Genomic DNA, 25,736 nt, shown 5'->3' with positions numbered 1-25,736 from the left:
AACAAAACATCACTACTATCGACCATATATAAGAAAGGAGCGGGATCTATATCCCCAGTACATCCTTCATAGAGAACACGCCCTTCTTGCCGGCCACATATTCGGCCGCCAGTACTGCGCCCAATGCAAAGCCCTGCCTGTTGTGCGCAGTATGTATTATCTCTATATCATCTACTGCGCTTGTGTAGGTCACCTTGTGTGTGCCTGGCACCTCGCCTACCCTGTGTGCGTATATAGGCAGCGCGTCGGGCAGTGAGGCATCGTTCAGCGTCCAGCCGGTCTTGTTGCCCAGGGCCTGTATCATCTGCTCGGCTATGGTTATGGCAGTGCCACCCGGCGTGTCCCTCTTATGCACATGGTGGGTCTCCTCTACGGCAGGGCTGTACTCGTTGCGGCCTTTCATCAGCCTTGCCAGCAATTTATTTATCTCGAAGAATATATTCACCCCCACGCTGAAGTTGGATGCATGCAGGAAGGCCGCACCACCGGCCACCGCCAGGTCCCGGACCTCTTGCAAGCCATCGTTCCAGCCTGTCGATCCGCTCACTGTGGCCACACCTGCCGCCAGTAGCTCGCGCACATTGGCTGCGGCCGCATGCGGCCCTGTGAACTCTATGGCCACGTCTGCACCACGCAGTGCATCGGCGGTCATATCCTGCCTGTTGGCCGATGTGATGCGCAGTACTATCTCATGCCCCCGCTCCAGGGCTATCTGCTCTATGACCTTACCCATTTTGCCATAACCTATGAGGGCTATCTTCATGCCTATGGAATTATACTGCTAAAAAGAGAGGGAGACCGTCACAGGTTCATCTTCTCCATTATGCGCTCCAGGTCGCTGTCGTTGTAGAACTCTATCTGTATCTTGCCCTTGCCGCTCTTCTTACGGTCCAGCGATACCTTGGTAGAGAAATGCGATGCCATGCTGTCCTCTATGCGTTTATACGCCATGGGCAGCTTGGTAGGCGCGGCCACGGGCTTCGCGGGCGATGCCGCCAGCTCTGTGCCCATCTCCTTCACCATCTGCTCTACCTGCCTCACCGAGAGACCTCTCTGCACCGTCTCCCTGAAAACGTATAGCTGCTGCTCTACATGCTCCAGCCCTATTATGGCTCGCGCATGTCCCATAGATATCACACCGTCGCGCACAGCCTTCTGCACATCGGGCGGCAGCTTCAGCAGGCGCAGGTAGTTGGCCACGGTGCTGCGCTCTTTTTTCATGCGCTCGGCCACCTGTTCCTGTGTCAGGCCGCACTCGTCCATCAGCTGGCGATAGCTCAGGGCTATCTCTATGGCGTTCAGGTCTTCGCGCTGCAGGTTCTCCAGCAGGGCCATTTCCAGTATGCCTTGGCTGTCGGCAGTGCGTATGTATGCAGGTATATCGGTAAGGCCCGCCATACGCGATGCGCGCAGCCTGCGCTCACCGCTTATCAGCTGGTAGGCGTTAGGGCCCATCTTTATCACCGTCACCGGCTGTATCACATCATGCAGCTTTATGCTCTCCGATAGCTCCTGTAGCGCCTGCTCGTCAAAATCGCGGCGCGGCTGCTTCGGATTCACCACTATCTGGTCCAGCTGAATGCGGGCTATCGCATTGGCGTTCTGCCCCGATACCGCAGGCACCCCCTCTTTCGGGGCTTGCATCTCCTCATCTATGGTATCCAGCAGTGCCCTGATACCCTTTCCCAATGCCTGTTTCTTATTTATCTGCGACATCTTTTATTATGGTCGAAAGTCGAAAGTCTTTAGTAGAAAGTTTGCCTTGCTTATATCCCATTGATACCAGCCCGTGCCATCTTAATTTGAATTCCGGGATCTGAACTTTGAGATCTGGGATTTGAATTTTGAAATTTGAGCCCTCAAGACCTATTCTGTTTCAATGATCCTGTCCTCGTTCTTTATCTTGGTCATGTTGTTCTTCTGCAGTATCTCCTTGGCCAGGTTCAGGTAGTTCACTGCACCTGTGCTTTCGGCATCATACAGCAGTGCCGGCATACCAAAGCTCGGCGCCTCGCCCAGCCTTGTATTGCGGTGCAGTATGGTATTGAACACCAGGTCGCCGAAGTGGTTCTTTATCTCCTCCACCACCTGGTTCGACAGGCGCAGCCTGCCATCATACATCGTCATCAGTATGCCTTCTATCTTCAGCTTGCTGTTGATGCGCGTCTGCACTATCTTGATGGTGTTGAGCAGTTTCCCCAGTCCTTCCAGGGCAAAATATTCGCACTGCACCGGTATCACCACACTATCTGCCGCCGTCAGGGCGTTCACCGTTATCAGGCCCAGCGATGGCGAGCAGTCTATGATGATGAAATCATAGTTGGCCGCCTGCGCCTCCAGCGCCTTGCGCATCACATGCTCCCTGTTCGGGTGGTTTATCAGCTCTATTTCGGCGCCCACCAGGTCCAGGTGGCTGGGCAGCAGGTGCAGGTTGGGGGTCTCTGTCTCCAGTATCACCTGTGCTGCGGGGGTTTCGTTCACCATGCAGTCGTACAGGCTTATCTGTATGTTCTTCAGGTCAAAACCGTTGCCCGTAGTGCTGTTCGCCTGCGGATCGGCATCTACCAGCAGTGTCTTATATTCCAATACGGCAAGGCTTGCCGCCATATTGATGGCGGTAGTTGTCTTTCCTACACCACCCTTCTGATTCGCTATTGCAATTACTTTTGCCATACTTCACCCCGTTTAGGGGCTCTTGTTTTATTTATTATTATTTATTTGCTATTTGGTCTCCCATATGGTCATTGCATCTCCTCCCTTTAGGGAGCCTGCCTGCCGGTAGGGTATACACTACAGTTCTATCGTCTCACCTATCTTTGGCAATATTAACTCTTTCCCCGCAGATCTGAATTTTTCTTTTGCCGCCTCCTGGTCTATCCTTATATACCCGAAAGTATCATAGTGTACACCTATTATCCTGTTGCATTTTATCATATCTGCTGCTATGATGGCGTCATCCACATCCATGGTAAAGTTGCCGCCTATGGGCAGTACGGCCACCTCCACAGCAGTATAGCGGGGTACCAGTTGCAGGTCCATGGTCAGGCAGGTATCGCCGCTGTAGTACAGCTTCTTTTCGGCCCCGTGCAGCAGGAAACCGCCCGGGTTGCCGCCATAGCTTCCATCGGGTAGGCTGCTGCTGTGCGCCGCCGGCAGAAAGTGCAGCTTACCGATATCGAAATTCGCCGCGCCGAAGTTCATGGGGTGTACGTTCTGCACACCCTGGCCCTGTGCCCAGTTCACTACCTCGTAGCCCGCTATCACCTTGGCCCCTGTACGTTTGGCTATGCTCACCAGGTCGCCCACATGGTCGCCATGCCCGTGCGATACCAATATCACATCGGCCTCTATCTTATCGGGGTCTACTATGCCCGCGGCCAGCTCATTGCCGGTTATAAATGGGTCGAAAAGTATCTTTTTACCACCTGTCTCTACCAGGAAGCAGGAATGGCCATAATAGGTGAATCTCATAAAAGATGGAATTGATAACGATAAGCAAAATTATACTTATGCCCCCAAAAGGCAAGTATGCTATATGTTATTATTTGTTATCCCCTGTATCACTGCCGGTAGGCGGTACCGGTACTAGCTCTTATCTACCGAATACGCGCCTGCGCCTATGAACATGAGGCCGAAGAAAGTGCTGGCCAGCTCTATGGCATGGGCGCATTCCTTTATTTCTGCTATGGTGGTGAAATGATACAGCGCCGCCACTATGAAGTTGATGACCAGCAGCAGGCATACCAACCTGAACCACAGGCCCAGCATACAGAACAGCCCGCCTATGGTCTCTGTGATGGCACACATAAAGCCCCAGAACGCAGGCCAGAAATGTATATGCAGCTTGCCCATGGCATGCCCCAGGTCGGTCCAGGTGTCTACACCGCCCATCAGCTTGTCCTTGCCATGCAGTATCATCATGGCCCCCAGGCCTATGCGCATCACTAGCAACCCGAAGTTCTGGTAACGTCCCAGTTTGCCTAAAATAGCCATAATGTAAAGGTATGAATTAAGAACGCTGTTGCTGTAATACCTGCCCCACAAATGCGCTGAACTCTGCCCTGAACCTGTCGTCCGAGAAGCGCTGGGCGTTCATGCTTATGCTCTTGTGGTCGTTCAGCGGCCGCTCCTCCATTTTGTTCACGGCCTCTATCACCGACTCCTCCGTTTGCTCGGCAAAGAAATAGCCCGTCACCCCGTCCACCACCGTCTCGCGGTAGCCACCATAGTCCAGCGCCAGCACCGGTGTGCCGCAGGCCTGTGTCTCCACGCACATGATACCGAAGTCCTCCTTGGCCGCGAATATGCATGCCTTGGCCTCCTGCATATACTTTATCACCTCGTTATCGTCGCGGTAGCCCAGCCACTCTATATTGGGGTGGCCGCGCAGCATATCGTCAAAGCCCGACGCTCCCCAGCCCTCGCCTATCAGCACCAGTTTCTTATCGGGCATTTTCTGGAACGCCCTTATCACCATATCTATCTTCTTGTAGGGCACAAAGCGGCCGGGGCACATATAGTACTCCTTGCGCGTGGCCTCGCTCAGGGTGAACTTGCTGGTGCGCACCGGGGGGTATATCACCACCGAATCGCGCCCATAGCTCTTGGCTATGCGCTGCTGTATGTGTTTAGAGTTGGCTATGAAATGGTGTACCCTGCCTGCCGTGGCCACATCCCACCGCCGCAACCATGCCACGAACTTGCGGTATACGAACGAGCCACCCAACGAATGGTTGGCCGCATAGTCGTCATACATGTCCCATATGGGGCGCAGCGGTGTATGGCAGTAGCATATGCTGGGTATCGAGGGGTCGGCCCGGAAACCCTTGGCCACCGCATGCGATGTAGATATGATGAGGTCGTACCCCCTCAGGTGGAACCTGCCCATGAGCCAGGGCATCACTGGCAAAAAATACCGGTAAAAACTGCTGATGAAGGGCACATGCTGCAGCAGCGATACGTTCACCGCCCTGCCCTTCAGAATAGATGTCCTGGCCTCGGGCCCGAACTTGTCGAAAAGCGCATATACCTCCACATCGTCATTGTGGAGGGTCTCTAGTATCTCCCCAACAACTTTTTCTGCTCCGCCATTGGCATTGAACCAGTCTTGTACGAGCGCAACCTTCATTGATGCCGCAATTTAGCTTTATTATTTCATAGCCAATAGCATGTTATTCACAGGCCCTGCACAACAGAAAAAGAAAATAGCAATTCATCCTTTCACAGTATTTTTGCAGCTTGCCCGGCCAATAATGCACCCTCATCATCCTTGCCGGGCTACCTCTACAATGAAAAAAGACACATCTGCTACTCCTTTTACCTCCTATCAGAAGTTCGTCATCATCTCCCTGGCGCTCACCCTCTTCACCGTAGTGCTCGATTTCATGGTCATGTCTCCCCTTGGCGATATGCTTATGAAATCCATGAGCCTCACCACTTCCCAATTCGGGCTTGCGGTATCGGCCTACGCCATCAGCGCGGGCATATCGGGCATGCTCACCGCAGGCTTTGCCGACCGTTTCGACCGTAAAAAGCTGCTGCTCTTCTTCTATACCGGCTTCATAATAGGTACGGTATTCTGCGGCCTTGCGTATAATTACTGGCTGCTTATAGCGGCGCGCATCTTCACGGGTATCTTCGGCGGCGTTATAGGTTCCATCAGTATGGCCATCATCACCGACCTCTTCGATATACACCACCGCGGCCGCGTGATGGGCTTCATACAAATGGGCTTTGGGGCCAGCCAGGTGCTGGGCATACCCTTCAGCCTATACCTGGCCAACCTGTGGGACTGGCAGGCACCCTTCATGTTCGTGGCCATACTGGGCGCCATCATAGCCCTGGTCATCCTCAGCAAGATGCAGCCCGTTACCAAACACCTGGCTATGCAGCAGCAGCGCAGCGCCGTAGCACACCTATGGCACACACTGGCCAAGCGCCACTATCGCATGGGTTTCCTCACCACCTGCCTGCTATCTCTTGGCGGCTTCATGATGATGCCCTTCGGCAGCGCCTTCGCCATCAACAATCTCGGTCTTACCAATGAGCAACTGCCACTGCTCTTCATGTTCTCCGGCATCTCTACCCTTCTCATCATGCCTGTCATAGGCAGGGTCAGCGACAAGGTCGATAAGTTCAAGCTGTTCACCGGCGCATCGCTGTGGATGATAGTCATGGCCATCATCTACACCCATCTCAGCACTACGCCATTCTGGGTCGTAGTGACGCTAAATATACTGATGATGATGGGCGTTATGAGCCGCATGGTACCCTCTGGAGCCCTCGTAAGCGCCATCCCCGACATGGCCGACCGCGGCGCGTTCATGAGCATCAACTCATCGCTGCAGCAGATAGCGGGCGGCCTTGCCGCTGCCGTAGCGGGTATGATAGTGGTACAAAAAGATAAGACCAGCCCGCTGCAGCACTACGATACCGTAGGCTACATCATAGGTGGTCTTACCATTGTATCCATCTACATGCTCTATCGTGTCAATGTACTTGCCAAAAGCAAGATGAAGGAAGAGAAACTATAGCTCACTGCTTCACGAATACGGCACGCTCTACCCTATCCCCGGCACGGCAGGTCACCACATAGGTGCCGGGTGCCAGGTCATGCACATCCAGCACGGCATCTGTCGCGTTCATATCGGCCACATACCTTATTTGCCTGCCTACGGCATCATGTATCGTCACCTGCATTTTACCCGGCATATCGCTGGTCATATGCAATATGTTCTCTACAGGATTGGGGTATAGCCGCATGGTACCATAGCGTGGTATGGCCTCATCTACATCCACATAGGTATGGTATATGTTCCATGCCGTATCTGTTATCTTTTTTATGCCGTCAAAGGTTATAGATGGGCATCCCTTTGCAACGCTATCCACCACCAGCGCCAGCACCACTTTGGCCTTTGCCCCTGCATTCAGTACAAAGTCGTTGGTGGCCAGTATCTCGCGCCTGTCTCCGGGTGTGTTGCCTGTGGTGCATTCGTTCCAGCTCCCCCACGGAATAGCGAACGCCGCACCGTTCCGTATCTTACCGCGCATGTAATTGTTGTACTCCGTATCCACTACCGGGTTGCCTATTATAGAGGGGTCGTTGTTGTAATAGGTAAAACTACCCGCCGGCACATAAGTACCCGGTCCGTCTCCCGGCTGGGCCACTATGGTCACACCCATAGCAGGCGGGTCAGCGCCATACGAGTTCTCAGGGTGGCCTGCGCTTCCGCCATCATCGTTGGTACCATTGTAAATGATCCCCAGCCTGCGTGCGGGGTCGAAAGCTATAAAGTCGTCCATGTAATAGCCCATATCTCCATCGTTCCACAAGGCCATGCGCACATCATGATAATTGTTGGCCGATCTGTTCACTATCGTGTACTCATAGTACACCACATAGTCTATCAGCGTATTGCGGCTGTACGCATATGCCATCACATGCACCTCTGCGCCCAGCGGCAGGCCATTGGTATTATCATGCCTCGGGCCATTGTCGCTGAATACCCACCACAGCGCCATATCGCCCTCTATGTCCGGGTATTCGCCGTTCAGCGGCTGGTAGTTGCCATCCCCGTTCAGGTCCACAAAGGGGGCCATATCGGTGGTTATGGTCAGCGGCGCATCGTCCTTGCCCTTTGCATTGCTGTTGCCTTTTGCCGGCCATGTCAGTATGGCCGCGGGGGTATTGGCCACCGTATGCGGCGTGGTGGCCATAAAGGTGGTTATATCGCTGCGGCGCACCTTCCATATCTTGGCCCATTTGGCCGATGTCGCATAGCTCAGTGTTCCGGGCGCATCCAGCGGGCCGGGCCAGTGGTCATTGCCATCCTGCCGGTAGGTCTGCGCGGCTACATGCAGCTTGCCCGCATTGTCGTAGCCGCTTAGCCACAGGGCAGCGGCAAAGCCCACGTTCTTCTTCGAGTCGGGCGGGAATTTACAGTGGGCTGTGCCCGTAGCAGGGTCCCACCACATATCGCCATGCACCAGGGCCAGGGCATTTATCCTGTTGATGTTGATAGAGTCCTTCACAGAAAAAGGAGATTGCGCAGCCGCGCTAAAGACATACAATGCCCATAGGGTAAGTATCAGGGTTCTCATAACTGTCGTGTTTCGTCTTTTAGCTCATGTTTACAAATAGTGTGTGTATCATCTCATGGCCATGAAGGAAAGAGGGTATATTCCGCACAAGGCATGTAAGGTCCTTGATAAGATAGACGTATGAACAGGGTGAGAACTTGGGTGAGAAAGAAAAAATATCTCCCGGTCATTTTTCTTCGGGCGCCCGGCCGCACCGGCATAAATTCACCCTTATCCCGCCATGTGGCACAACTTGTATAACTTTATCGGCTAATTCGGAAAGAGAATGGAAGAAAATAAAAGGCAGAAACAGGTAGCTAAGGTGTTGCTGGAAGAGTTGAGCGACATTTTCCGCCGCGAGGGGATGAACATGGTGGACGGGGGAATGGTTTCCATATCGAAGGTGACAATAACGCCCGACCTCCTGGAGGCGCGCATATATCTCAGTTTTTTTCAGGTACAGGATGCCGCCGCCCTGCTGCACCGCATCAAAGAGCGCGGCTGGGAGTGGCGCAAGCTGCTGGGCATGCGCATCAAGAACCAGCTAAGGCGCGTACCCGAGCTCGTCTTCTTCTCCGATGATACCCTCGATCATGTCTTCAAAATGGAGGCCCTTTTCAAAAAGATAAACGACGAAAGGAACGCCGCCAGCACCCCCAACAACGAAGAATAGATGAATCGCACACTGATATGGCAGCTGGCATGGAGGTACCTGCGTGGCAAGCGCACCGCGAATGCGGCCCCACTGCTGTCGCGTATCAGTATGGTGGCCATTGCGGTCAGCAGTGCGGCCATGGTCATAGTATTCTCCATATTCAATGGACTGGAGGGTGTAGTGAAGGACCTCTACAAAGGCTTCTACCCCGATATGCGGGTCACTGCCGCGCGGGGCAAATTCTTCAGGCTGGATGCCGCAAAGCTGGCAGCGGTACGGCAGGTGCCGGGTATACACCTCCTCACTACAGTGCTGGAGGATAATGTGATAGTAAGCAGTGAGCGCAGCGGCGAGCGCCGCATAGCCACCCTGAAAGGTATAGACCGCACCTACCTGAGAGTGAATGATATAACAGGGTCACTGGCGGGCGAGGACAGCGTATCAGCAGGCAACCCTTACACGGCCATAGCGGGCGCCAGCATGCTCAACGAGCTGGGCGTGCATATCGACAATGTGTTCGGCATGATAGAGGTATGGTATGGCAATGCCCAGAACACCAATTTCATTGCCGATCCCACATCGGCATACCGCAGGCTGCAACTGCACCCGGCAGGCGAGTTCCGCATATCCGACGAGTTCGATGACAGGTACATACTCGCTCCCCTGCCGCTTGTACAGACACTTTTCAATGAAGAGGGCAAGTACTCGTCCTTAGAGATGAAGATAGATGTGGACCGTGAAGAGGAAGTAAAGGCCGCCCTGCAGCAATTGCTGGGAACCGGCTACAAAGTAGAGACCCGCTACGAGCAGAACAAGACCATATTCACTGTTATGCGGTCAGAGAAGTGGGCCATATACGCTATACTGGTAATGGTGCTGCTGGTGGCCTCGTTCAATATGGTGGGCGCGCTCTCGGTACTGGTGCTGGAAAAACAGAAAGATATAGCCATACTGCGTGCCATGGGCGCCGAGCAGGGCACCATACGCTCGGTGTTCATCACCGAGGGTATACTGTGGTCGCTCGCCGGTGGGTTGGCCGGTCTCGTACTGGGTGTACTGCTGTGCCTGGCTCAGTTACAATTCGGCCTGGTGAAGGTAGGTGGCGCATTCCTGATGGATGCCTATCCCGTAGAGATACATTCGCTGGACCTCTTGCTTGTGATAGTAACAGTAATGGTGGTAGGTATACTGGCCGCATGGTACCCTGCGGTACGGGCCGTAAGAGCGGCCGCCCCTGCACTGCGTAGCGCCTAAGGTATTGTTCCAAAGGCTATTTGCCCCGGGTACGCATATCGCGGTATATCTCCTTATATAGTTCCAGGTATTGCTCCGATATCACCCTATGGTCGAATCGTGCTGCATTCTTAAGGCCGCGTTTTACTACATCACCATAGTACATCCGGTCCTTTGCCAGCGCCACCAGTTCATCTCGTATCTGCCTGGGGTCTTTGGGGTCTACCAGCACAGCAGAGCCCTTACCTACTTCCAGCATGGCGCCTATGTTGCTGGTTATAACAGGCCTGCCTACCGCCTGCGCCTCTATGATGGGCATACCAAAACCCTCGTAGTGCGATGCGATGAAGAGTATATCGCAATTCAGGTATCGCTGGTATACCTCCTCATCGGTCAGCCGGTTGTATATGGTATGCGATATGCCGTAGCCTTTCAGTCGGTCCAGTTCGTCCTGCGCAGGCCAGCCTACTATGTCCAGGTGCACATTCATATCCCGTGCGGCCTCTATCAGGTTATCCAGGTTCTTGTGCTTGCCCGTGCCCAGCATCAGCACCACAGGTTTGCTGTGCAGCTGGTCTTTGTGCATATACCTGAATGCAGGCTTTACCGGGTCGGCTATCACGCGTATCTTATGCTCGGGATACTTGAAATACTGCAGCAGCTTGTTGCGTGTGAACTCCGACACCACTGTCACCACATCTATGTATCGCAGTGGCAGTGCGAACCAGAATGTGTGATATATAAGATGCTTTAGCCGGGAGTGTACAGGATTCTCATAGTACCCCAGGTCGTGTATGGTCAGGATATTGCGATGCCCGCGCAGGCCCAGCGCCAGGAAGTTCACATCACCTGTTATATGATTTATATCGCTGGCGTATTTAGCGGCCTCCAGGGTATTCTTTACCCTAGACTGCTTGGGGTCGCACACATGATCGCGAATTGCGGCTCGTCCCTCCAGGTCTTGCTTTACCGTTCGGAAGATACCTTCTATAGAGACACCGGTATTCCGTGGCTCTCTGTAGTAATGGGTTACCGTCAGTTCGCGGTTGTTGATCATCGGGGAGGAAGGAGTGCGTACAAATATACTACAGCCCATCGGCATATTCTTACTACTGCCATTAGCTGCCGGCAATAGCGATACCTGTATGCTCTTTCATACTCAAAATAGCATATACAGTAAAAAGTACCACAAAACAGGCGAAACATACAATGCCGTCATTCGGCATCTGCGTAGCTTTGCAGTATGCAACAACAGGTAAAAAATACCATCCCTGTATATGATATATGCTCCCTGGCCGATACCCGGCACCTGCGCGAGGATATAACCGCAGAAGGACTGGCCCATTACCTGCAGCGGCAAAAGGACCTGCGCTTTCCGCACCGCCATTCTTTTTATCACTTGGTATATTTCACAGAAGGCAGTGGTAAACACAGTATAGATTTCGAGACGTTTCGCGTAGAGCCCGGCCAGGTATATTTCATGATACCCGGGCAGGTGCATAGCTGGCATTTCGAGGGGCGTATAGATGGTTATGTCATCAATTTTTCCGAACAGCTCATGCATTCCTTTCTCAAAGAAGGGCAATACCTGGAGCAGTTCCCCTTTTTTAGTGGGATAGCTGCGGAGGGAGTGGTGACGCTGGGCGATGCCAGGATGGAGGTAGAGCAACTGCTGGCCAGGGTAGTGGCCGAGGCCGCAGGCGATGCACCGATGGCCGGTGAGATGATAAGGATATACTTGCTCTCCATTTTCATCACTGTGCTGCGCGATATGCCGGTGCAGGATAAGAAACAGGCGCCCGGGCACAGCCATTTACTGCTGCGCAATTTCAGAAAGCTGGTAGAGCAGTACTATGCTGCAAAGCGGCTGCCAAAAGAGTATGCGGCTATGCTTTACATCACGCCCAATCACCTGAATGCCCTCTGCAACGACCTGCTGGGCCGGTCGGCAGGCGAGGTGATACGCGACAGGGTGCTACTGGAGGCGAAAAGACTATTGGTAGGGCATGGCATAAGTGTGGCCGAAATAGCATGGCAGCTCAATTTCAGCGACAATTCCTATTTCACGAAATTCTTTAAAAAATATACGGGTATGACCCCTGAGCAGTTCAGGGCACGGCCCGAAAGCGAAAAATAAAAGTATATGTGTGCACAAAAAGAAGGCAATGCTCCCGGCCTGTTGTGGAGCGTACTGACCAATAAATGTCCACGCTGCAGAAAGGGTCACCTTTTCACTTACAAGAACCCTTATAAGTGGGGTAAAACCGTAGCTATGCCCGAGAACTGCCCGGTATGTGGGCAGAAGTACGAGCTGGAGACCGGCTTCTACTTCGGTACCGGTTATGTGAGTTATGGGCTTACTATTATGTTCACTGCCCTCACCTTCGTGCTATGGTGGCTCATACTGGGCATATCCCTGCAGGACAATAGTATACTATGGTGGCTGGCAGCCAATGCGGCCATCATCATGGCCATGCAGCCCATATTACAGCGATGGTCACGTTCTATGTGGATAGCTTTTTTCGTGCGTTACGATAAAGGAACGCTCTTGAAAAGCAATTAGCTCAAAAACTATGCTCCAGTTATTCACTTCTTCCTTATTTTTGCAATATGAGTATGGGAGTATACAATGATGCTACACAGTGGCAGACCGAAAATGATGAGGCTGTAGAGGTAATAGAGCAGGAACTTCACGACCTCGTAGTATGGAACGATGATGTGAACACCTTCGACTGGGTGATAGCATCATTGGTAGAGATATGCAGGCACGAGCATATACAGGCCGAACAATGTGCGCTTATCATTCATCACAAAGGCAAATGCGGTGTAAAAAGAGGCTCATTCGAAGAGTTGCGCCCGCAAGCCGAGGCCCTTATAGACAGGGGCATACAGGCAACTATAGGCGCCTAAGGCCCATTCACAGGGAAATAACCCCATTTTTACCCCCTTACACAATAGTATAGCCATACATATATTGTGCGCGCAACGCCGTATCTTCACCCTGAACAACCATTATACGGTCATGCGCAAAACCATATTGCTGCTAGTGGCATTGGCCACTGCATCACTTCCCGTTACTGCCCGGGACGGCGAAAAGAAGATAACCCTTGAGGACATATACAAGAACGGCACCTTCAGGATGAAGGGGGTACCGGGCTTCAACGCCATGAAGAATGGCAAACACTACACACAAATAGACCGCGAAGGCAAGAGGATATACATACGCGTGTACGACCTTGCCACCGGCGATAAGCTGCGCACCCTTTTTGATAACAGCATAGACAAGTTCAGCGGTAAGGAGCTGGAGATAGAAGGGTATACACTCAGCGAAAATGAAGAAATGATGCTTCTTTTTGCAGAGGGCGAGCATATATACAGGCACTCGCAGTTGCGGCGGGTATTCATGTACGATATATCATCGGGCAGTATAAAGCTGCTGGACTATGATAAAGTATTGCATGCCACTTTCTCGCCCGATGGCAGTAAGGTAGCGTTCGTAAAGAACAATAACCTGTACTATAAAGACATAGCTACCGATATGGTAGTACCTGTGACCAATGATGGCGCCAAAGGCCGTATCATAAACGGGAATTGCGACTGGGTGTACGAGGAAGAGTTCTCCTTCACCAAGGCGTTCGAATGGGCAAAGAACGGCCGCTACCTTGCATACTATCGTTTTGATGAAAGCCTGGTACCGGAATATACAATGGCAAAATATACAGGCCTCTACCCCGACCAGTACACATACAAATATCCCAAGGCAGGTGAGCGTAATTCTGTTGTGCAGATAAAGATGTACGACCTGCAAAGCAAACGCACCACTACCGCTAATACAGGCAAAGAGACCGACCAGTACCTGCCACGCATAAAATGGGCAGGGGATGCGTCGAAACTATGTATATACCGCCTGAACCGCAGGCAGAACAAACTGGATATGCTGCTCTCTGATGCCGCTACCGGCACATCGTCCTACATATACCGCGAGGAGAACAAATGTTATATAGAGATAGACGATGACATCACCTTTCTGAAAGATGGCCACTCTATGGTGCTGGGCAGCGAGCGCAATGGCTATAAGCACCTGTACCATTGGGACTGGAGCGCGCAGCGCCTTACCGACCTCACAAAAGGCAGCTACGATGTAGAGGCGCTGACAGCAGTGGACGTAAAACGTGGCCTTGTATATTATACCGCAGCCGACAGGTCGCCCCTGCAACGGCAACTGTATGTGACCGACTATACCGGCAACAACCGCAAATGCCTGACACCGGAGAATGGCACACACGCTATAACGCCCTGCGAAGGGAATAACTATTTCCTGGATAGGTACTCTATGCTCAACAAGGTGCCGGTATATTACCTGCGCGATGCTAAGGGCAATATAGTACGCACGCTGGAGGACAACCACGAGCTGCAGGCAAAACTGGATGAGTACGACCTGGGCAAGCTGAAGATGGTAAAGGTACAGGGTGCGGCCGCTACACTGAATGCATGGATGATAACGCCCCCCAATTTCGACCCATCGAAGAAATACCCTGTGCTGATGTTCCAGTACAGTGGGCCGGGGTCGCAGCAGGTGGCCGACAAATTCCCCATTGGCAACTACTACTGGCACCAGATGCTGGCACAGCATGGCTATATAATAGTATGTGCCGATGGCACCGGCACCGGCTACAGGGGAGAGGCGTTCCGCAAAAAGACCTATATGCAACTGGGAAAGTACGAGAGCGATGACCAGATAGCAGTAGCGAAGAGCCTGGCAGCGCTACCCTATGTAGATGCCGGCCGTATAGGTATATGGGGCTGGAGCTATGGAGGCTTCATGAGCGCTACCTGCATCATGAAGGGGAACGATGTGTTCAAGACGGCTATATCGGTGGCGCCCGTCACCAACTGGCGGTACTACGACAACATCTATACCGAGCGCTATATGCGTACCCCACAGGAGAATCCTAAGGGCTATGACGAGAACGCACCCGAGAAAATGGCAGACAAGCTGAAAGGCCGCCTGCTGCTGGTACATGGCACTGCCGATGACAATGTGCATTTCCAGAACTCGGCCATGTTCACCACGGCGTTGATAAAGGCCAACAAGCAGTTCGACAACGAATATTATCCCGACAAGGCGCATGGTATATCAGGCGGCAATACAAGCCTTCACCTATATACTAAAATGACCAACTTTATACTGGATAACCTGTAAGTGAAAAGGCCATTAGGATAGGGAGAACACTCGCATCAGGGTGTTCTCCTTTTTCGTGCCTGTGCTACCTGGTGATGATACCACCTGCTATCACATCATCGCCCTCGTAGAACACGGCCGACTGGCCGGGGGCAATGCTATTGACCGCATGATGAAAAGTAACGTGTACGCCATCGGCGCCTATGGGCTGCAGGGTGCTGGTGGTACCGGGATCGCGGTAGCGTATCTTGGCCACAGCCTCCATACCGGGCTGTATGGTGTCATATTTTACCATGTTCAGGCCATGTACGCGCATTTCGCTTTTTTGCAGTTCGTGTATCTCGCCCAGCACTACGGTATTGGTCTCGGGTATTATGTTGGTCACGAACATGGGTTTGCCCATCGCTACTTCCAGCCCTTTGCGCTGGCCTATGGTGTAGAATGGATAACCACTGTGTTTGCCCACGACCTTGCCATCGGCCAGTACGAAATCGCCACCGGATACACGCTCTTCCAGGCCCTCTACATTGCGTTTCAGAAAACCGCGGTAGTCATTATCGGGTACGAAGCATATCTCATAGCTCTCGGCCTTTTTGGCCAATTCTTTATAGCCCATATCGAAGGCCAATTGGCGCACTTCGGTCTTCAGCATATCGCCCAGGGGGTATATGCTGCGCGAGAGGCAATCCTGGCCGAGGCCCCATAGTACATAGCTCTGATCCTTAGTAAGGTCGCGCGCCTTTGATAGCACATGACGGCCATTCTCTTCGCGCACCTTTACATAATGGCCCGTAGCTATGTAGTCGCAATTGAGGGCATTCGCGCGCTTCAACAGGGCGGCCCACTTGATGTGGGTATTGCAGAGCACACAGGGATTGGGGGTGCGGCCTGCTATGTATTCTTCCACGAAGTTGTTCACCACATGATCGCCGAACTCTTCACGGATATCAAGTACATAATGGGGAAAACCATGCTCTACGGCAGCGGCACGTGCATCGTTGAACGAATCGAGGTTGCAGCAGCCGGTCTCTTTGGTGCTGCCGCCTGCCGATGCATAATCCCATGTTTTCATGGTGATGCCCACTACCTCGTACCCCTGGTGGTGCAGCATGAGGGCGCTCACGGTACTGTCTATACCGCCGCTCATGGCCACCAATACTTTTCCTTTCCTGCTCATGTGGGTGCAAAATTACGGATAAGTAAATGAATGGGCCATTAGTCCTATAGACATAATATATGACCATGAGCAAGGTGGTAGGCAAAAGTTCGCATTTGCCGGCATCATTTGTTCATAACCAGCGCCTCCTTGTTCCGCTCATAAAGTATGGTGCGGCCGGAAGGGGAAGTATAAACAATGTGGTATAGGCGCTGTATCTCGGTATAGAGTTCGTTGAAACGGGCATCCTTGAGGAATTCAGGCCGATAGCACCACAGCAGTACATAGTGTACGGAGACACCCGTGCGGCGCTCATAGTCTGCTATGCGGGCAAAAGGCGGCAGGCCCTCTATACCGGCCTCGCGACTGAGGTGCAGATAGGGGTTCACATCATCTTGCCAGCGTATGGGGAAATAGCCCATATTGGCCTCATAGTTATCCAGCATTATAAGAGGCTTGCCAACAGCCATATACTGCGCGGCATGGTGGAAGATAGAATTCCTGTTGGCTATCTCTCGGCCCTTTGTATCGCGGCCTGTAGGTGCCAGGTCCAGCGGCAGTACCACAGAACCCGGCCTTATATATCTGCCTGCGCTAAGGAGATCGGTAAGCGCCTCATCGGCCACATAGCGGCAGCCAATGCGGCATATACCCAGCATAAGGAAACTGATGCAAAGCAGGGCCATGCCCGTGACCTTCGCAGGACCATCTTTGAGCCTGTATGCTATGATGCAGGCTATGAGGATGTAGACGAACAACTGTGCGCGTATACTGATGATGAGCATGCGACCCATGAACTCCTCTGGCACGCATACATAAGTGAACAAGACCATGGCAAGAGCCAGCAAAAGACCATCGTACCTGTGTATGGTGAACCTCCTTGCCATACGCACCACTACCACCACTGCCAGTATAGTGAGCGCAAGGCCGGTGAGGAGGGCCCATGGTCTCTCTGCCTCGGTGATGTTGATGAGATACTTGAACTCTACCAGCTCTACCAGCCTGTAGAGATAGAAGCCCAGGCGCATTTGCAACCCACCCTCGCTACCCGTGAAGCGGAACGCAAGCAGGATGAAAGGCGCGGTCACTAGGGCCAGCGCACCACCACCACGCAGCAGCCCCCGTGCGAACGGGCCCTTACCCTGCCGCTGCTCTACTACGGCATGAGACAGCAGCAATGCCCCACAGGTAACTATACCGAACACGAACGGCAGCAGGTGGGTAAAGAAGCACAGGGCAGTGAAGACAAAGAACAGCAGGAGGTGGACCTTTCTTTGCCACTGAAGGTAGGTAAGCCAGCACCATACCATCCAGCACCAGAAGGCTATGCTGAAGGAATAGTTATAGAAGCCCTTTGCAAAGGCATAGGTAAAAGGGAAAAGCAGTACCACAAGCACCCAGTAGCTATTTCCGCCGAGCCTGCGCAGCAGCGCCACAAAACCCAGTATATATGTGAGGATGTAGAGCGAAAGAAACACCTTCTCTGCCACAGGGCCACGCGCCACATAGAGCAGGGAGGCAAGCAGGAAGGTGGTGAGGCTATTGGGATCGGTGGAATAGACAAGGGTATAGAAGCGGTGGTATATAGCGCCGGCCGTACCACTCCACATATGTTGCACTATGCCGGCATTGTAGAGGTGGCAGGGGCCATCGCAGGTGAGGAAATGACCCGGCAACCACACCTGCAGCAGGCAGAATGCGATACCCGTGCAGAGCAACAGGGTGAGCAACTTGTTGTTGGGAGCCATATCTCTTGCGAATGTACTCTTTATAGAGCTGCTGTACTATGGTGCGAAGTTGAAGCGCAGGGTGACACCGGCACGCGTAGTAGTGCTGGGATAAGCATTAGATACATAGGGTATGGTCTGCTGCTTATCGAAGTAAATGAGCAGTGTAAGCAGGTCGCTGACGGTATAATTGATGGTGGGGTTTATCCTTATCACCTTCTGGCCGCGCGATGTAACGCTTACATTATTGGCCAGGAAGGTATTGCTGGTGCGGTCATCGCGTATGCCGATATCTACCTTGAAGATGGCCTCATTCTTCAGCTTCTTGATGCCAAAGACAGGGAAAGGCAGGCGTATGCCCTTTTTGCGGAAGCCCATACCTACTACATACTCTGTGCTGGCGTTCTCGCCCACCTGGTAGTCTATGAGGCTGAGGCTCTGTGTCTTCGAGCGCCTTACCTCGAACTTGGCAGTGAGGTTGCTCTTGAAGGCCGCATCGAAACCAATGAGGGGATTGAAGGCCTGCGTGATAGTGACATTGGGCACCTGGAAGTAGGGTATATAGTTGGAAGAGTTGGAATCGATGAAGGATGGGAAACCCAGCCCGAAGAGGTCGTTGAACAGGAGGGAAGAGTTAAAACTGTTCATGGCCAGTGTACCGGTATAGGCGTGGTTGATGATGAAGTTGTTGAGCTTTTTGGCAAAGAACGGCAACTTGGCAAGGCCATTGTATGTGACACGCCAGTTGGGCATGGGTGTAAAATACCTGAACGGATTTTCGCGTACACGCTGGTGCTGGTAATCTATGAGGGCGGCATTGTAGGCATCCCTGCCACCATAGGCTGCAATGAACGAAGGTATGAGAACATCCTGCGAGAAAGGACCGTAACCCTTGGCATACCCGGGATTGAGCGGATCGGGCAGAGCATTGGTATAGGGGTTGCTGCGGCCCAGGCGCTGCGATATGATCTGCCGGTTGGAAAGGAAGGTATTATATATCTCGGAGTTGGCACCCGACTTGCGGAACAAGCTGGTAGTAGATATATGGGTAATGCTGAACGAACCTGTTTCGTAAGGAGTGAGATGGGAGAACACACCGCTACCCGTATCGGCATAGAGCTCGCTGTGAGCCTTGCTGAATGTCTGCGTAAGCGTAAGATCGACCCTGAAAGACTTATGCGGCAGGAGAGTGGCCTGGGCATTGATGTTGCGCGAATAGGTCTGCTGGAACTGTGCATTGAACAGGGAATCGCGAGAGAGGCGACCGGCATTTGCCTGCGTGGCAAGCCATACATAATCGGGCTGGTAGCCATATACGAAGTCGAAGCCCGGCGCACCGGAGTAATTGTTGACACCCATGAAGCGCGTACTATCCATATAGCCGGGCAGTATGGTACCCTCCGTTTCGGTAACATTAAGGGTCACACGATTGAGCATGGTAATGACATGGCCGATAGCGTGCTCGGTGGGGCTGAGCAGCAGCGGCTTTGCCCTGCGGGCCTTGCGAGCGGCCTTTTTGGCCTTCTTCTTCTTTTTCTTCTCTTCGGCCACCTTCTTGCGGTCCATTTCCTTCTGCACCTCTACCAGCGAATCGAGCTGCTTATCGGTAAGGCCTGCCACATTCAGCTTGGGGAATGCGGCCTTTACCTTATCCTGCTTGGTCTCGGGGGCTTTTGTGCTGTCCGCACCCTTCTTATCATCCTCTTCGTTCTTCTTCTTATCCTTCTTGTCGTCAGCAGCACCCGGCCTCTTGCCGCCATCGGGCCCAACGAGTTCATCGGGCGGGGCCTGGCTGCCGGCAGGTACACCCTGTTTGCCAAAGGCACCACCGCCGGAGGCCTTGCGGGCATCGGGCTTGGGTGCACGGCCATCGCGGCTGCCGCCATTGCCGTCCTTACCTTCTTCCGGTTTGGTGGGCTCTGTCTTCCTGCCCTCGCCCGGCTTGCGGGGACGGCTGTTGAGTGCCTTCAGCCAGCGCGACTTGTTGTAGAGCTGCGTCATGTTGAATTCACCGGTAAGGGTCTTGGTACGGGTATTGCCAATGGTATTGCCGAGGTCGTATGCTATGGGTGGCGCGGTGGTCCAGTTATAGTTGGCAGAGTACCCGACCCTGGCATTCACCCAATCCGTAAGGGGCAGCTTGGAAAGCGGCACATTATAGGTACCGTTAAATGACTGGTTGAAACTGTTGTTCCTTCCAAAGGTGAGGACATTGTTCCAGAGCGAATCTCTTTTGAGCTTGTCGTCTATGCGGCCATAGGGCTCATCCACACGAGATATATTGGTGGCCGAATAGTCGAGCGAGATGGACTTCATAAGCTCCCAGCGCAGGGAGTAGGTACGGTTCCAGGTGAAGTTCTTGTAGAAAGAAGCGGGTATGCGGTAGCCGCTGCCATCGTCTATGTTGCGTATCTGCAGTTCCTGCACCACACGGTTCAGGTCGTTGCGCATGTTGAAGGTCGATGGAAGCGGGGTAAAGTTGATATCCTTTACAAGTGAGAACCACTTGGACTTCGACTTTATCAATTTCTTGAACGGCTCTATGGACTTGGTCTTGATGGCATATGTGTAGCCTATACCATAGCGCTGTGTAGTGAGCTTGTCCATCTCCATGAGCGGATTGTGCTTGAACTGGCTGTTGTAGGCATAGGTGAAGTCGAAGTTCTTGATGCTCCACAGCATACGCTTGTTGTTGGAGCCTGGATTGCCCTGGAAGCGTACGTTGGTAAGGTTCATGCTGGTGATAGAGGTAAAGTCCACAGCGGCCTTCCTGATAGAGTCGCGGGCGCGGGCATTGGGCGCCGTGTTCAGCTCATGATCGAGGAGCACATCCTGGTCGAAGGGATTGTACTTGGGCGTGCTTACGTTCTGCGTATAGCCTACAAAGAGAGGCAACTGCACACCCCAGCTACGCGGGAACATCTTACCCAGCGACATATTGGTAGATGCATTGTACTGGTAGTATTTGTCCTGGAAGCGCTGCTGTATCTTCTGGTCTATATTGCCATAGCCGGGCGTATGCATGCTGCCCGATAGGTTGACATTGCCGAGGTCGGCAAGCTGTACCGAAACCTTTCCGGCCGCGGCATAGCCTGCCTGGTCGTTGGTGCCCGATATACGCATCTCATCGAACCATACCTCTACGCACTTAGGCAAGCCATCATCGCCGGGGTTCCTGTTGTCCTTCTTGGGGTTCAGTACACCCAGCATTATATTCTTACCTCCACCAATGTTGGGGTTACCGATGATGACTATGACATTACCCTTAGAGTCGCGTGTCTCGTACGGTATATGTGTGGGGTAGCCTTTGGCATCACGCTCTTTCTTGGCATCTACCAGGTCTTGCAGTTTTATGCTCACATTGTTGGCAGCAGGCCATATCAGGTCGTCCCTGTTCCTGCCTACATTGGCAGGTGTGACGGTAAGCGGCGTGCGGTATTCGTAATAGTTGTTGGTGAAGTCGCTGCCTATGCGTATGAATGCATTGACATCTGCATCCCTTACAGGGGCCATACCTACCATGGCCTCGGCATGAAGGAACATACGCAGGTAGGTGAACTGGCGCATGTCCACATTCACTTCCTTGAACACACCACGCGCATCACCATCCTGCAGGGCGCAGGTGCGCAGCGATATGGACTGTTCGTTCTGCAACTGGTTGTTATTGCCCCCCATAGTATTGGGCAGGAACTGGCGCTGCACGCCCGGTGGCTGCACATAAGGCACAGGCAGGCGCGAGGCATTCTCTTCTATACTTACAGAGGTAACAGTGAAATCGGTAACACCCTGGTTCTGCTGCGGCATGGTCTCACCGGGTGTATTCAGCGAGTAGTTATAGGTGCGCCACTGGTTACGGCCCAGCTCCAGCGAGGCGAAGCGAAGGAACACACTATCCTGCCAGCCGGTAAGGAACATACGCATGAAACGTATGGAGCGGAAGTCGGAGATGCCCCCTACCCTGTTGGTGAAGTTCTGTATGGGTACCTTGAACTGGTACCAGCGTTCGGGCTCGGTGACGCCATTGGGCAGCTTCACGTCTATCTCATTCACGTTGATGAGATATGGAGTGGACCCTACCTTCATATTATTACGATCGAAGTCGATGCGGTACTGGAAGTATGCCTCGCCCTCGTTCATGGAATTATCGCGGTTTATATCCTCAGATTCGGGTGTGGCGCTTCCCATTGCTGCTGCGGTGGCATTGGCAGGCTGGATGGGAGTATTGCCATCGGGGCCATTGAAATGCTTGTACCTGGTGAGAGCGCTTATCTTATCGCTGTTGGGACCATTGAAAGAGGAATCGCGGTAGTATCTGAAGTTATCGCCGGCGGGGTCGGCATTGGCTACCTGCCATGCGGGGTTGGATTGACCACCTACCAGCTTTACCTGGAGCTGCGTGAGGAAACTGCTGAAAATGGAATGCTCGTCATGGCCCTGGTTGCTGATATCGGGCAGGCCATCCAAGCCCACATCCTGTATCCTGCGCGCGGCATTGTCGTTATCGAAAGAGCGGGCTATCTGCTGCTCGAATTTAGGTACATAGCCCCATGCAGTGGTATCTAGCTTGGTAGCATCGAAGGGCGAGGATATACCGTTCTCGAAGAACATGCGGGAATCCTTCATTACATCTTCGGAGACGTTACCCAGGTTTATGTAAAGCGCACCACCATTCTGATTGGCCTTGTTGTGGAAGGGATCCATTACCCAGAACTGGATGTACTGTACGTTCGATGCCTCGAAATCGGTATTGTCTATAGAGCGCGATATACCGCCCCAGCGACGTTCGGGGCTCAGCAGCCTGCCGTTATTGGGATCTATGTTGGCCACATCGAAATTGTAAGGGCCACGCTCGCCGGGATAGAAACCGAGATCGAACGTACTGAGCGACGCCTGTGTGACCGCAGTAGACCTGTTGGGGAATACCTGGTTCATGGCCACCGTCCTTATATAGTGCTGGTTGGAATCGTCTTTTACAAAGCCGGGTGTTACACCGCCGGGGTTTACCAGCTGGGCATCGGGTATATACCATGCCAGGCGTGCGCGGTTCATACCATAGGAGTGGTTATTGGACAAGGAAGCCTCGGGGAAGAGGGTCTGTCCCAGGCGGTTGACCGCACCAAAGGGCGTGGAGGCCAGAGACCATGCCTGTGCAGGGAACTTAAGATCGTAGGTGCTGCTGGTACCTTCGAAGTCGTCTATGTATACCGAGCCTTCGGGATCGAGCGCGGCTATCTGCTTCGGGTGACCGGGCAAGAGGCCTGCGACCTCTATATTGGAGTTGAAAAAGGAGGGCGCCGTGGTAGAGTAAATGGGCAGCTTATCTACAAGGCGGGTGATACCGGGTGCTTCCTTCTGGTAATTGACATCGAGCCCTATAACATTGTTCTGTATAGGGTCTTCGCCAAAGAGGGCCTTCTGGGTGTAGGTCATCTCCTTCAGCCGCATGAGGGTAGCGCCGAGTGTGAGGTTCTTGCTCTGGTAATAATCCAGGCGCATAGCCGTGAAGTTCTTCTGCTGGAAGCCGAAGGTGGCATTATCCTCGTACTGTATATTGATGGGTACGCCGGAATTGAGGATACCCGTGTTGAGTATCTTGATGCGGCCGAGGCCGTACTCTATAGAGTAGTCCTGGTTCTCTACCAGCCTGGTGCCCCCTGCGCTCACCGATACCGAACCAGGCGGTATATTGAAACCACCGAGAAAGATGTCGGAAGAAGAAGAGGAACGATAAGTGCCGCGCATGATGTAGCGGTCGTTCTGCTGGTACTGCTGGGCCACCCACTTGGTAGAGTCGTAGAGTACCTGGTATATGTACCTGCGGGTGAGCACAGGGTTGCTATCCACAGCGGGTAGCAGGTCGCTACCGAAGGGTTGCAGCACAGGGAAGATGATCTTGCCCTGCTGCGTATTGATGGTGATACCTTCTACAAAGTCGAAGATACCATCGGGGCGGGGCTCGTTCTGTACGTTGAGGTGGTCCAGGTTGAGCAGGGTGAGGAATGGCGTACCGCCCTTGCTACCCTCGGGCATATACCTTTTTTCGCCACCGCCTGGATCCTGGTACATGATGTTGAGCGAGAAATTCTCCTTAGACACACCGAAGCCGCCCAGCGCATAGACGTTCTTCATCATCAGGTTCCATACTGGCAGCCTGGTACGGGGCGATGTACCCTTGAGCAACTTGAGGAATATGACCTTGGGGTTAGAGGTATCGGGCGGAAGATCGGAGGCGAACTCGCCCACCTGGTATACCCTGCCCCTGTATGTATAGCGAAAGGCCACACCCAGCACATCGTCGGGGTTCATCTGTGTATTCAGCATTATGTAGCCGAGCTGGGGGTTGAAGGTATACTCTGATGGCGAAAGCTGGCGGGCAGTGGTGCGCTCGAAATCCTGGCCCTGCTGCAGGCCCAGGCTCACGGCGGCATTTGTGGCAGACTTCTGCTTTCTGCCATTGGGGTCTATCTGCAACTGGTCGTACAGTCTGTTGGCGCGGTTATCGGGCAGGCCGCCGGGTATACCACCGCCACCATTGCTGAGGAAGGGGGCATAGGGCTCGGACTCGCCGAGGTCCATGAGGCAGAGTATGTCGCGCACGCCGGCCACAACGCCGGTACGGTTGGTGACCCATACCTCTACCTTGTTGATAGTAACGAGCGAATTGATGATGGGGTAATCCTTCAGCGCCTTGTTATAGTTGCGCACAAAGTATTGGGCCAGCAGGAAGTTGCGGTTCTCTTCATAATTGTTGGCCTTGATGGCTATCTGCTGCGCCTGCGAGCCACCCTGTATGGTAAGGCTTTTGCGCTGCGATGGCTGCTGTGCTACCACGGTAGTGACCCACAACTTGCCGAACTGCAACTGTGTTTTGATACCGAAGAGCGACTGCGCACCATTTATGAGGTTGCTCTTCAGCGGGAAACTGACATTACCAGCCTCTATCTTCTTCAGCATCTCGTCCTCCTTACCGTTATAGTCCAGCTTTTGCATGTTCTGGTAGTCGAAGGTGGCCTTGGTATTGTTGCTGATGTTCAGCTTCAGCTTGTCGCCTACGGTGGCCAGCAGATTGATGTTCATCTGCATATCGAAGTCGAAGATGGCCGGGGGATTCTGCTGCATGGGCAGCAGCGTGGGGTTCAGCGTCTTCTGCTTGTTCACACCGAAGGTGACATCGACATTGCCCTGTGGCTTTACAGATATGGTGCTGCTACCGAATATGCGGTCGAAGAGGCCCTCTTTGTACATCTGGGGCAGCTGTGGTGTTTTGTTGAAAAGCATGAGCCCATCCAGCCTGCGCTGGAAGTAGGCATCCTCGTCCTGCTTGGCACGGTACTTCATGTACTCGTCCATAGTGAGGTAGGTAGGATTGTTGAGGTAGTCGCTGCCTATGCGGGAGTTATAGTGATAGCGGTTGGAGTCGGGGTCGTACTCGAAAGAGCGCGATACGTTCCTGGGGTCCTGCAGGTCTATGCTGCGGGGCAGGGCCTGGTCGGTGACGGGGTTGCCGGTCTTGTCATGTATGGGGAAGCGGAGGCGGCGTGCGGTATCGGAGACAGAGTCGCTTTTGGCGATGGTGGTGTCCTCGGCAGGCACAAAGGGGAAGTAGGGCGTACGGAAGCCACGCGCTGCGGCATTGGCTATGACCACTACCAGCGCTATGAACAAAATAAGCCTGAACCCTAAATTACTCCTGCCCTTCAATTT

The 25,736-nt window shown here is 53.1% G+C and carries 18 protein-coding genes; 7 read left to right on the top strand and 11 right to left on the bottom strand.

Translation table 11 applies throughout. The features are described from left to right. Positions 1–46: 46 nt before the first annotated feature. The 6 genes from dapB to ABD843_RS06200 all read right to left on the bottom strand — a co-directional run bounded on the left by dapB (position 47) and on the right by ABD843_RS06200 (position 5,128). Positions 47–763 (bottom strand): 4-hydroxy-tetrahydrodipicolinate reductase, encoded by a 717-nt coding sequence (gene dapB, locus ABD843_RS06225; protein ID WP_345080138.1) that lies wholly within the window; start codon positions 761–763, stop codon positions 47–49. A gap of 38 nt (positions 764–801) precedes the next feature. Continuing rightward, positions 802–1,716 carry a ParB/RepB/Spo0J family partition protein gene (locus ABD843_RS06220; protein ID WP_345080135.1) on the bottom strand — a complete coding sequence of 305 codons (915 nt, stop codon included), beginning with the start codon at positions 1,714–1,716 and terminating at the stop codon, positions 802–804. 150 nt (positions 1,717–1,866) lie between these two features. Further along, positions 1,867–2,673: a ParA family protein gene (locus ABD843_RS06215; protein WP_345080132.1), complete on the bottom strand. Its 807-nt coding sequence runs from the start codon at positions 2,671–2,673 to the stop codon at positions 1,867–1,869. A 117-nt stretch (positions 2,674–2,790) separates the two neighbouring features. Continuing rightward, positions 2,791–3,471 (bottom strand): metal-dependent hydrolase, encoded by a 681-nt coding sequence (locus ABD843_RS06210; protein WP_345080129.1) that lies wholly within the window; start codon positions 3,469–3,471, stop codon positions 2,791–2,793. Positions 3,472–3,585: 114 nt separating this feature from the next. Next, on the bottom strand, positions 3,586–3,993 hold the full coding sequence (locus ABD843_RS06205) for a DoxX family protein (protein ID WP_345080126.1): 408 nt from the start codon (positions 3,991–3,993) through the stop codon (positions 3,586–3,588). 16 nt (positions 3,994–4,009) lie between these two features. Beyond that, complete coding sequence (locus ABD843_RS06200; protein ID WP_345080123.1) at positions 4,010–5,128, bottom strand: glycosyltransferase; 1,119 nt, start codon at positions 5,126–5,128, stop codon at positions 4,010–4,012. 160 nt (positions 5,129–5,288) lie between these two features. On the opposite strand from ABD843_RS06200, the gene ABD843_RS06195 reads away from it, so the two are divergent. Further along, complete coding sequence (locus tag ABD843_RS06195; RefSeq protein ID WP_345080120.1) at positions 5,289–6,533, top strand: MFS transporter; 1,245 nt, start codon at positions 5,289–5,291, stop codon at positions 6,531–6,533. 1 nt (position 6,534) lies between these two features. Here ABD843_RS06195 and ABD843_RS06190 read toward each other — a convergent pair whose 3' ends face one another. Further along, entirely contained in the window at positions 6,535–8,100 is a 1,566-nt protein-coding gene (locus tag ABD843_RS06190) for a T9SS type A sorting domain-containing protein (RefSeq protein WP_345080117.1), read from the bottom strand. Between the two features lie 265 nt (positions 8,101–8,365). Here ABD843_RS06190 and rbfA point away from each other — a divergent pair, with 265 nt between their 5' ends. Both rbfA and ABD843_RS06180 read left to right on the top strand, forming a co-directional pair. Further along, positions 8,366–8,752 carry a 30S ribosome-binding factor RbfA gene (rbfA, locus tag ABD843_RS06185; protein ID WP_345080114.1) on the top strand — a complete coding sequence of 129 codons (387 nt, stop codon included), beginning with the start codon at positions 8,366–8,368 and terminating at the stop codon, positions 8,750–8,752. Next, positions 8,753–9,988 carry an FtsX-like permease family protein gene (locus ABD843_RS06180; RefSeq protein WP_345080111.1) on the top strand — a complete coding sequence of 412 codons (1,236 nt, stop codon included), beginning with the start codon at positions 8,753–8,755 and terminating at the stop codon, positions 9,986–9,988. A gap of 16 nt (positions 9,989–10,004) precedes the next feature. Here the strand turns inward: ABD843_RS06180 and ABD843_RS06175 are convergent, their stop codons facing one another. Further along, positions 10,005–11,024: a glycosyltransferase family 4 protein gene (locus ABD843_RS06175; protein ID WP_345080108.1), complete on the bottom strand. Its 1,020-nt coding sequence runs from the start codon at positions 11,022–11,024 to the stop codon at positions 10,005–10,007. Positions 11,025–11,210: 186 nt separating this feature from the next. Here ABD843_RS06175 and ABD843_RS06170 point away from each other — a divergent pair, with 186 nt between their 5' ends. The 4 genes from ABD843_RS06170 to ABD843_RS06155 all read left to right on the top strand — a co-directional run bounded on the left by ABD843_RS06170 (position 11,211) and on the right by ABD843_RS06155 (position 15,170). After that, the gene (locus ABD843_RS06170) at positions 11,211–12,104 is read left to right on the top strand and encodes an AraC family transcriptional regulator (protein WP_345080105.1); all 894 of its coding nucleotides are present in this window, start codon (positions 11,211–11,213) and stop codon (positions 12,102–12,104) included. A gap of 6 nt (positions 12,105–12,110) precedes the next feature. Next, positions 12,111–12,530, top strand: coding sequence for a DUF983 domain-containing protein (locus ABD843_RS06165; RefSeq protein ID WP_345080102.1), 420 nt, complete (start codon positions 12,111–12,113; stop codon positions 12,528–12,530). Between the two features lie 47 nt (positions 12,531–12,577). Continuing rightward, positions 12,578–12,877 carry an ATP-dependent Clp protease adaptor ClpS gene (locus ABD843_RS06160; RefSeq protein WP_345080099.1) on the top strand — a complete coding sequence of 100 codons (300 nt, stop codon included), beginning with the start codon at positions 12,578–12,580 and terminating at the stop codon, positions 12,875–12,877. 112 nt (positions 12,878–12,989) lie between these two features. Next, the gene (locus tag ABD843_RS06155) at positions 12,990–15,170 is read left to right on the top strand and encodes a S9 family peptidase (protein WP_345080096.1); all 2,181 of its coding nucleotides are present in this window, start codon (positions 12,990–12,992) and stop codon (positions 15,168–15,170) included. 64 nt (positions 15,171–15,234) lie between these two features. Here the strand turns inward: ABD843_RS06155 and mnmA are convergent, their stop codons facing one another. From mnmA to sov, 3 genes are all read right to left on the bottom strand, one after another. Then, complete coding sequence (gene mnmA, locus ABD843_RS06150; RefSeq protein WP_345080093.1) at positions 15,235–16,326, bottom strand: tRNA 2-thiouridine(34) synthase MnmA; 1,092 nt, start codon at positions 16,324–16,326, stop codon at positions 15,235–15,237. Between the two features lie 104 nt (positions 16,327–16,430). Further along, positions 16,431–18,053 (bottom strand): hypothetical protein, encoded by a 1,623-nt coding sequence (locus ABD843_RS06145; protein ID WP_345080090.1) that lies wholly within the window; start codon positions 18,051–18,053, stop codon positions 16,431–16,433. A gap of 36 nt (positions 18,054–18,089) precedes the next feature. After that, positions 18,090–25,733 carry a T9SS outer membrane translocon Sov/SprA gene (gene sov, locus ABD843_RS06140; RefSeq protein WP_345080086.1) on the bottom strand — a complete coding sequence of 2,548 codons (7,644 nt, stop codon included), beginning with the start codon at positions 25,731–25,733 and terminating at the stop codon, positions 18,090–18,092. Positions 25,734–25,736 lie beyond the last annotated feature (3 nt).

Source organism: Nemorincola caseinilytica, from assembly GCF_039540515.1.
In the GTDB taxonomy this organism is placed as follows: domain Bacteria; phylum Bacteroidota; class Bacteroidia; order Chitinophagales; family Chitinophagaceae; genus Nemorincola; species Nemorincola caseinilytica.
Note: the sequence above shows the minus strand (reverse complement) of the source record. Positions and strands in the feature narration are given on the sequence as shown.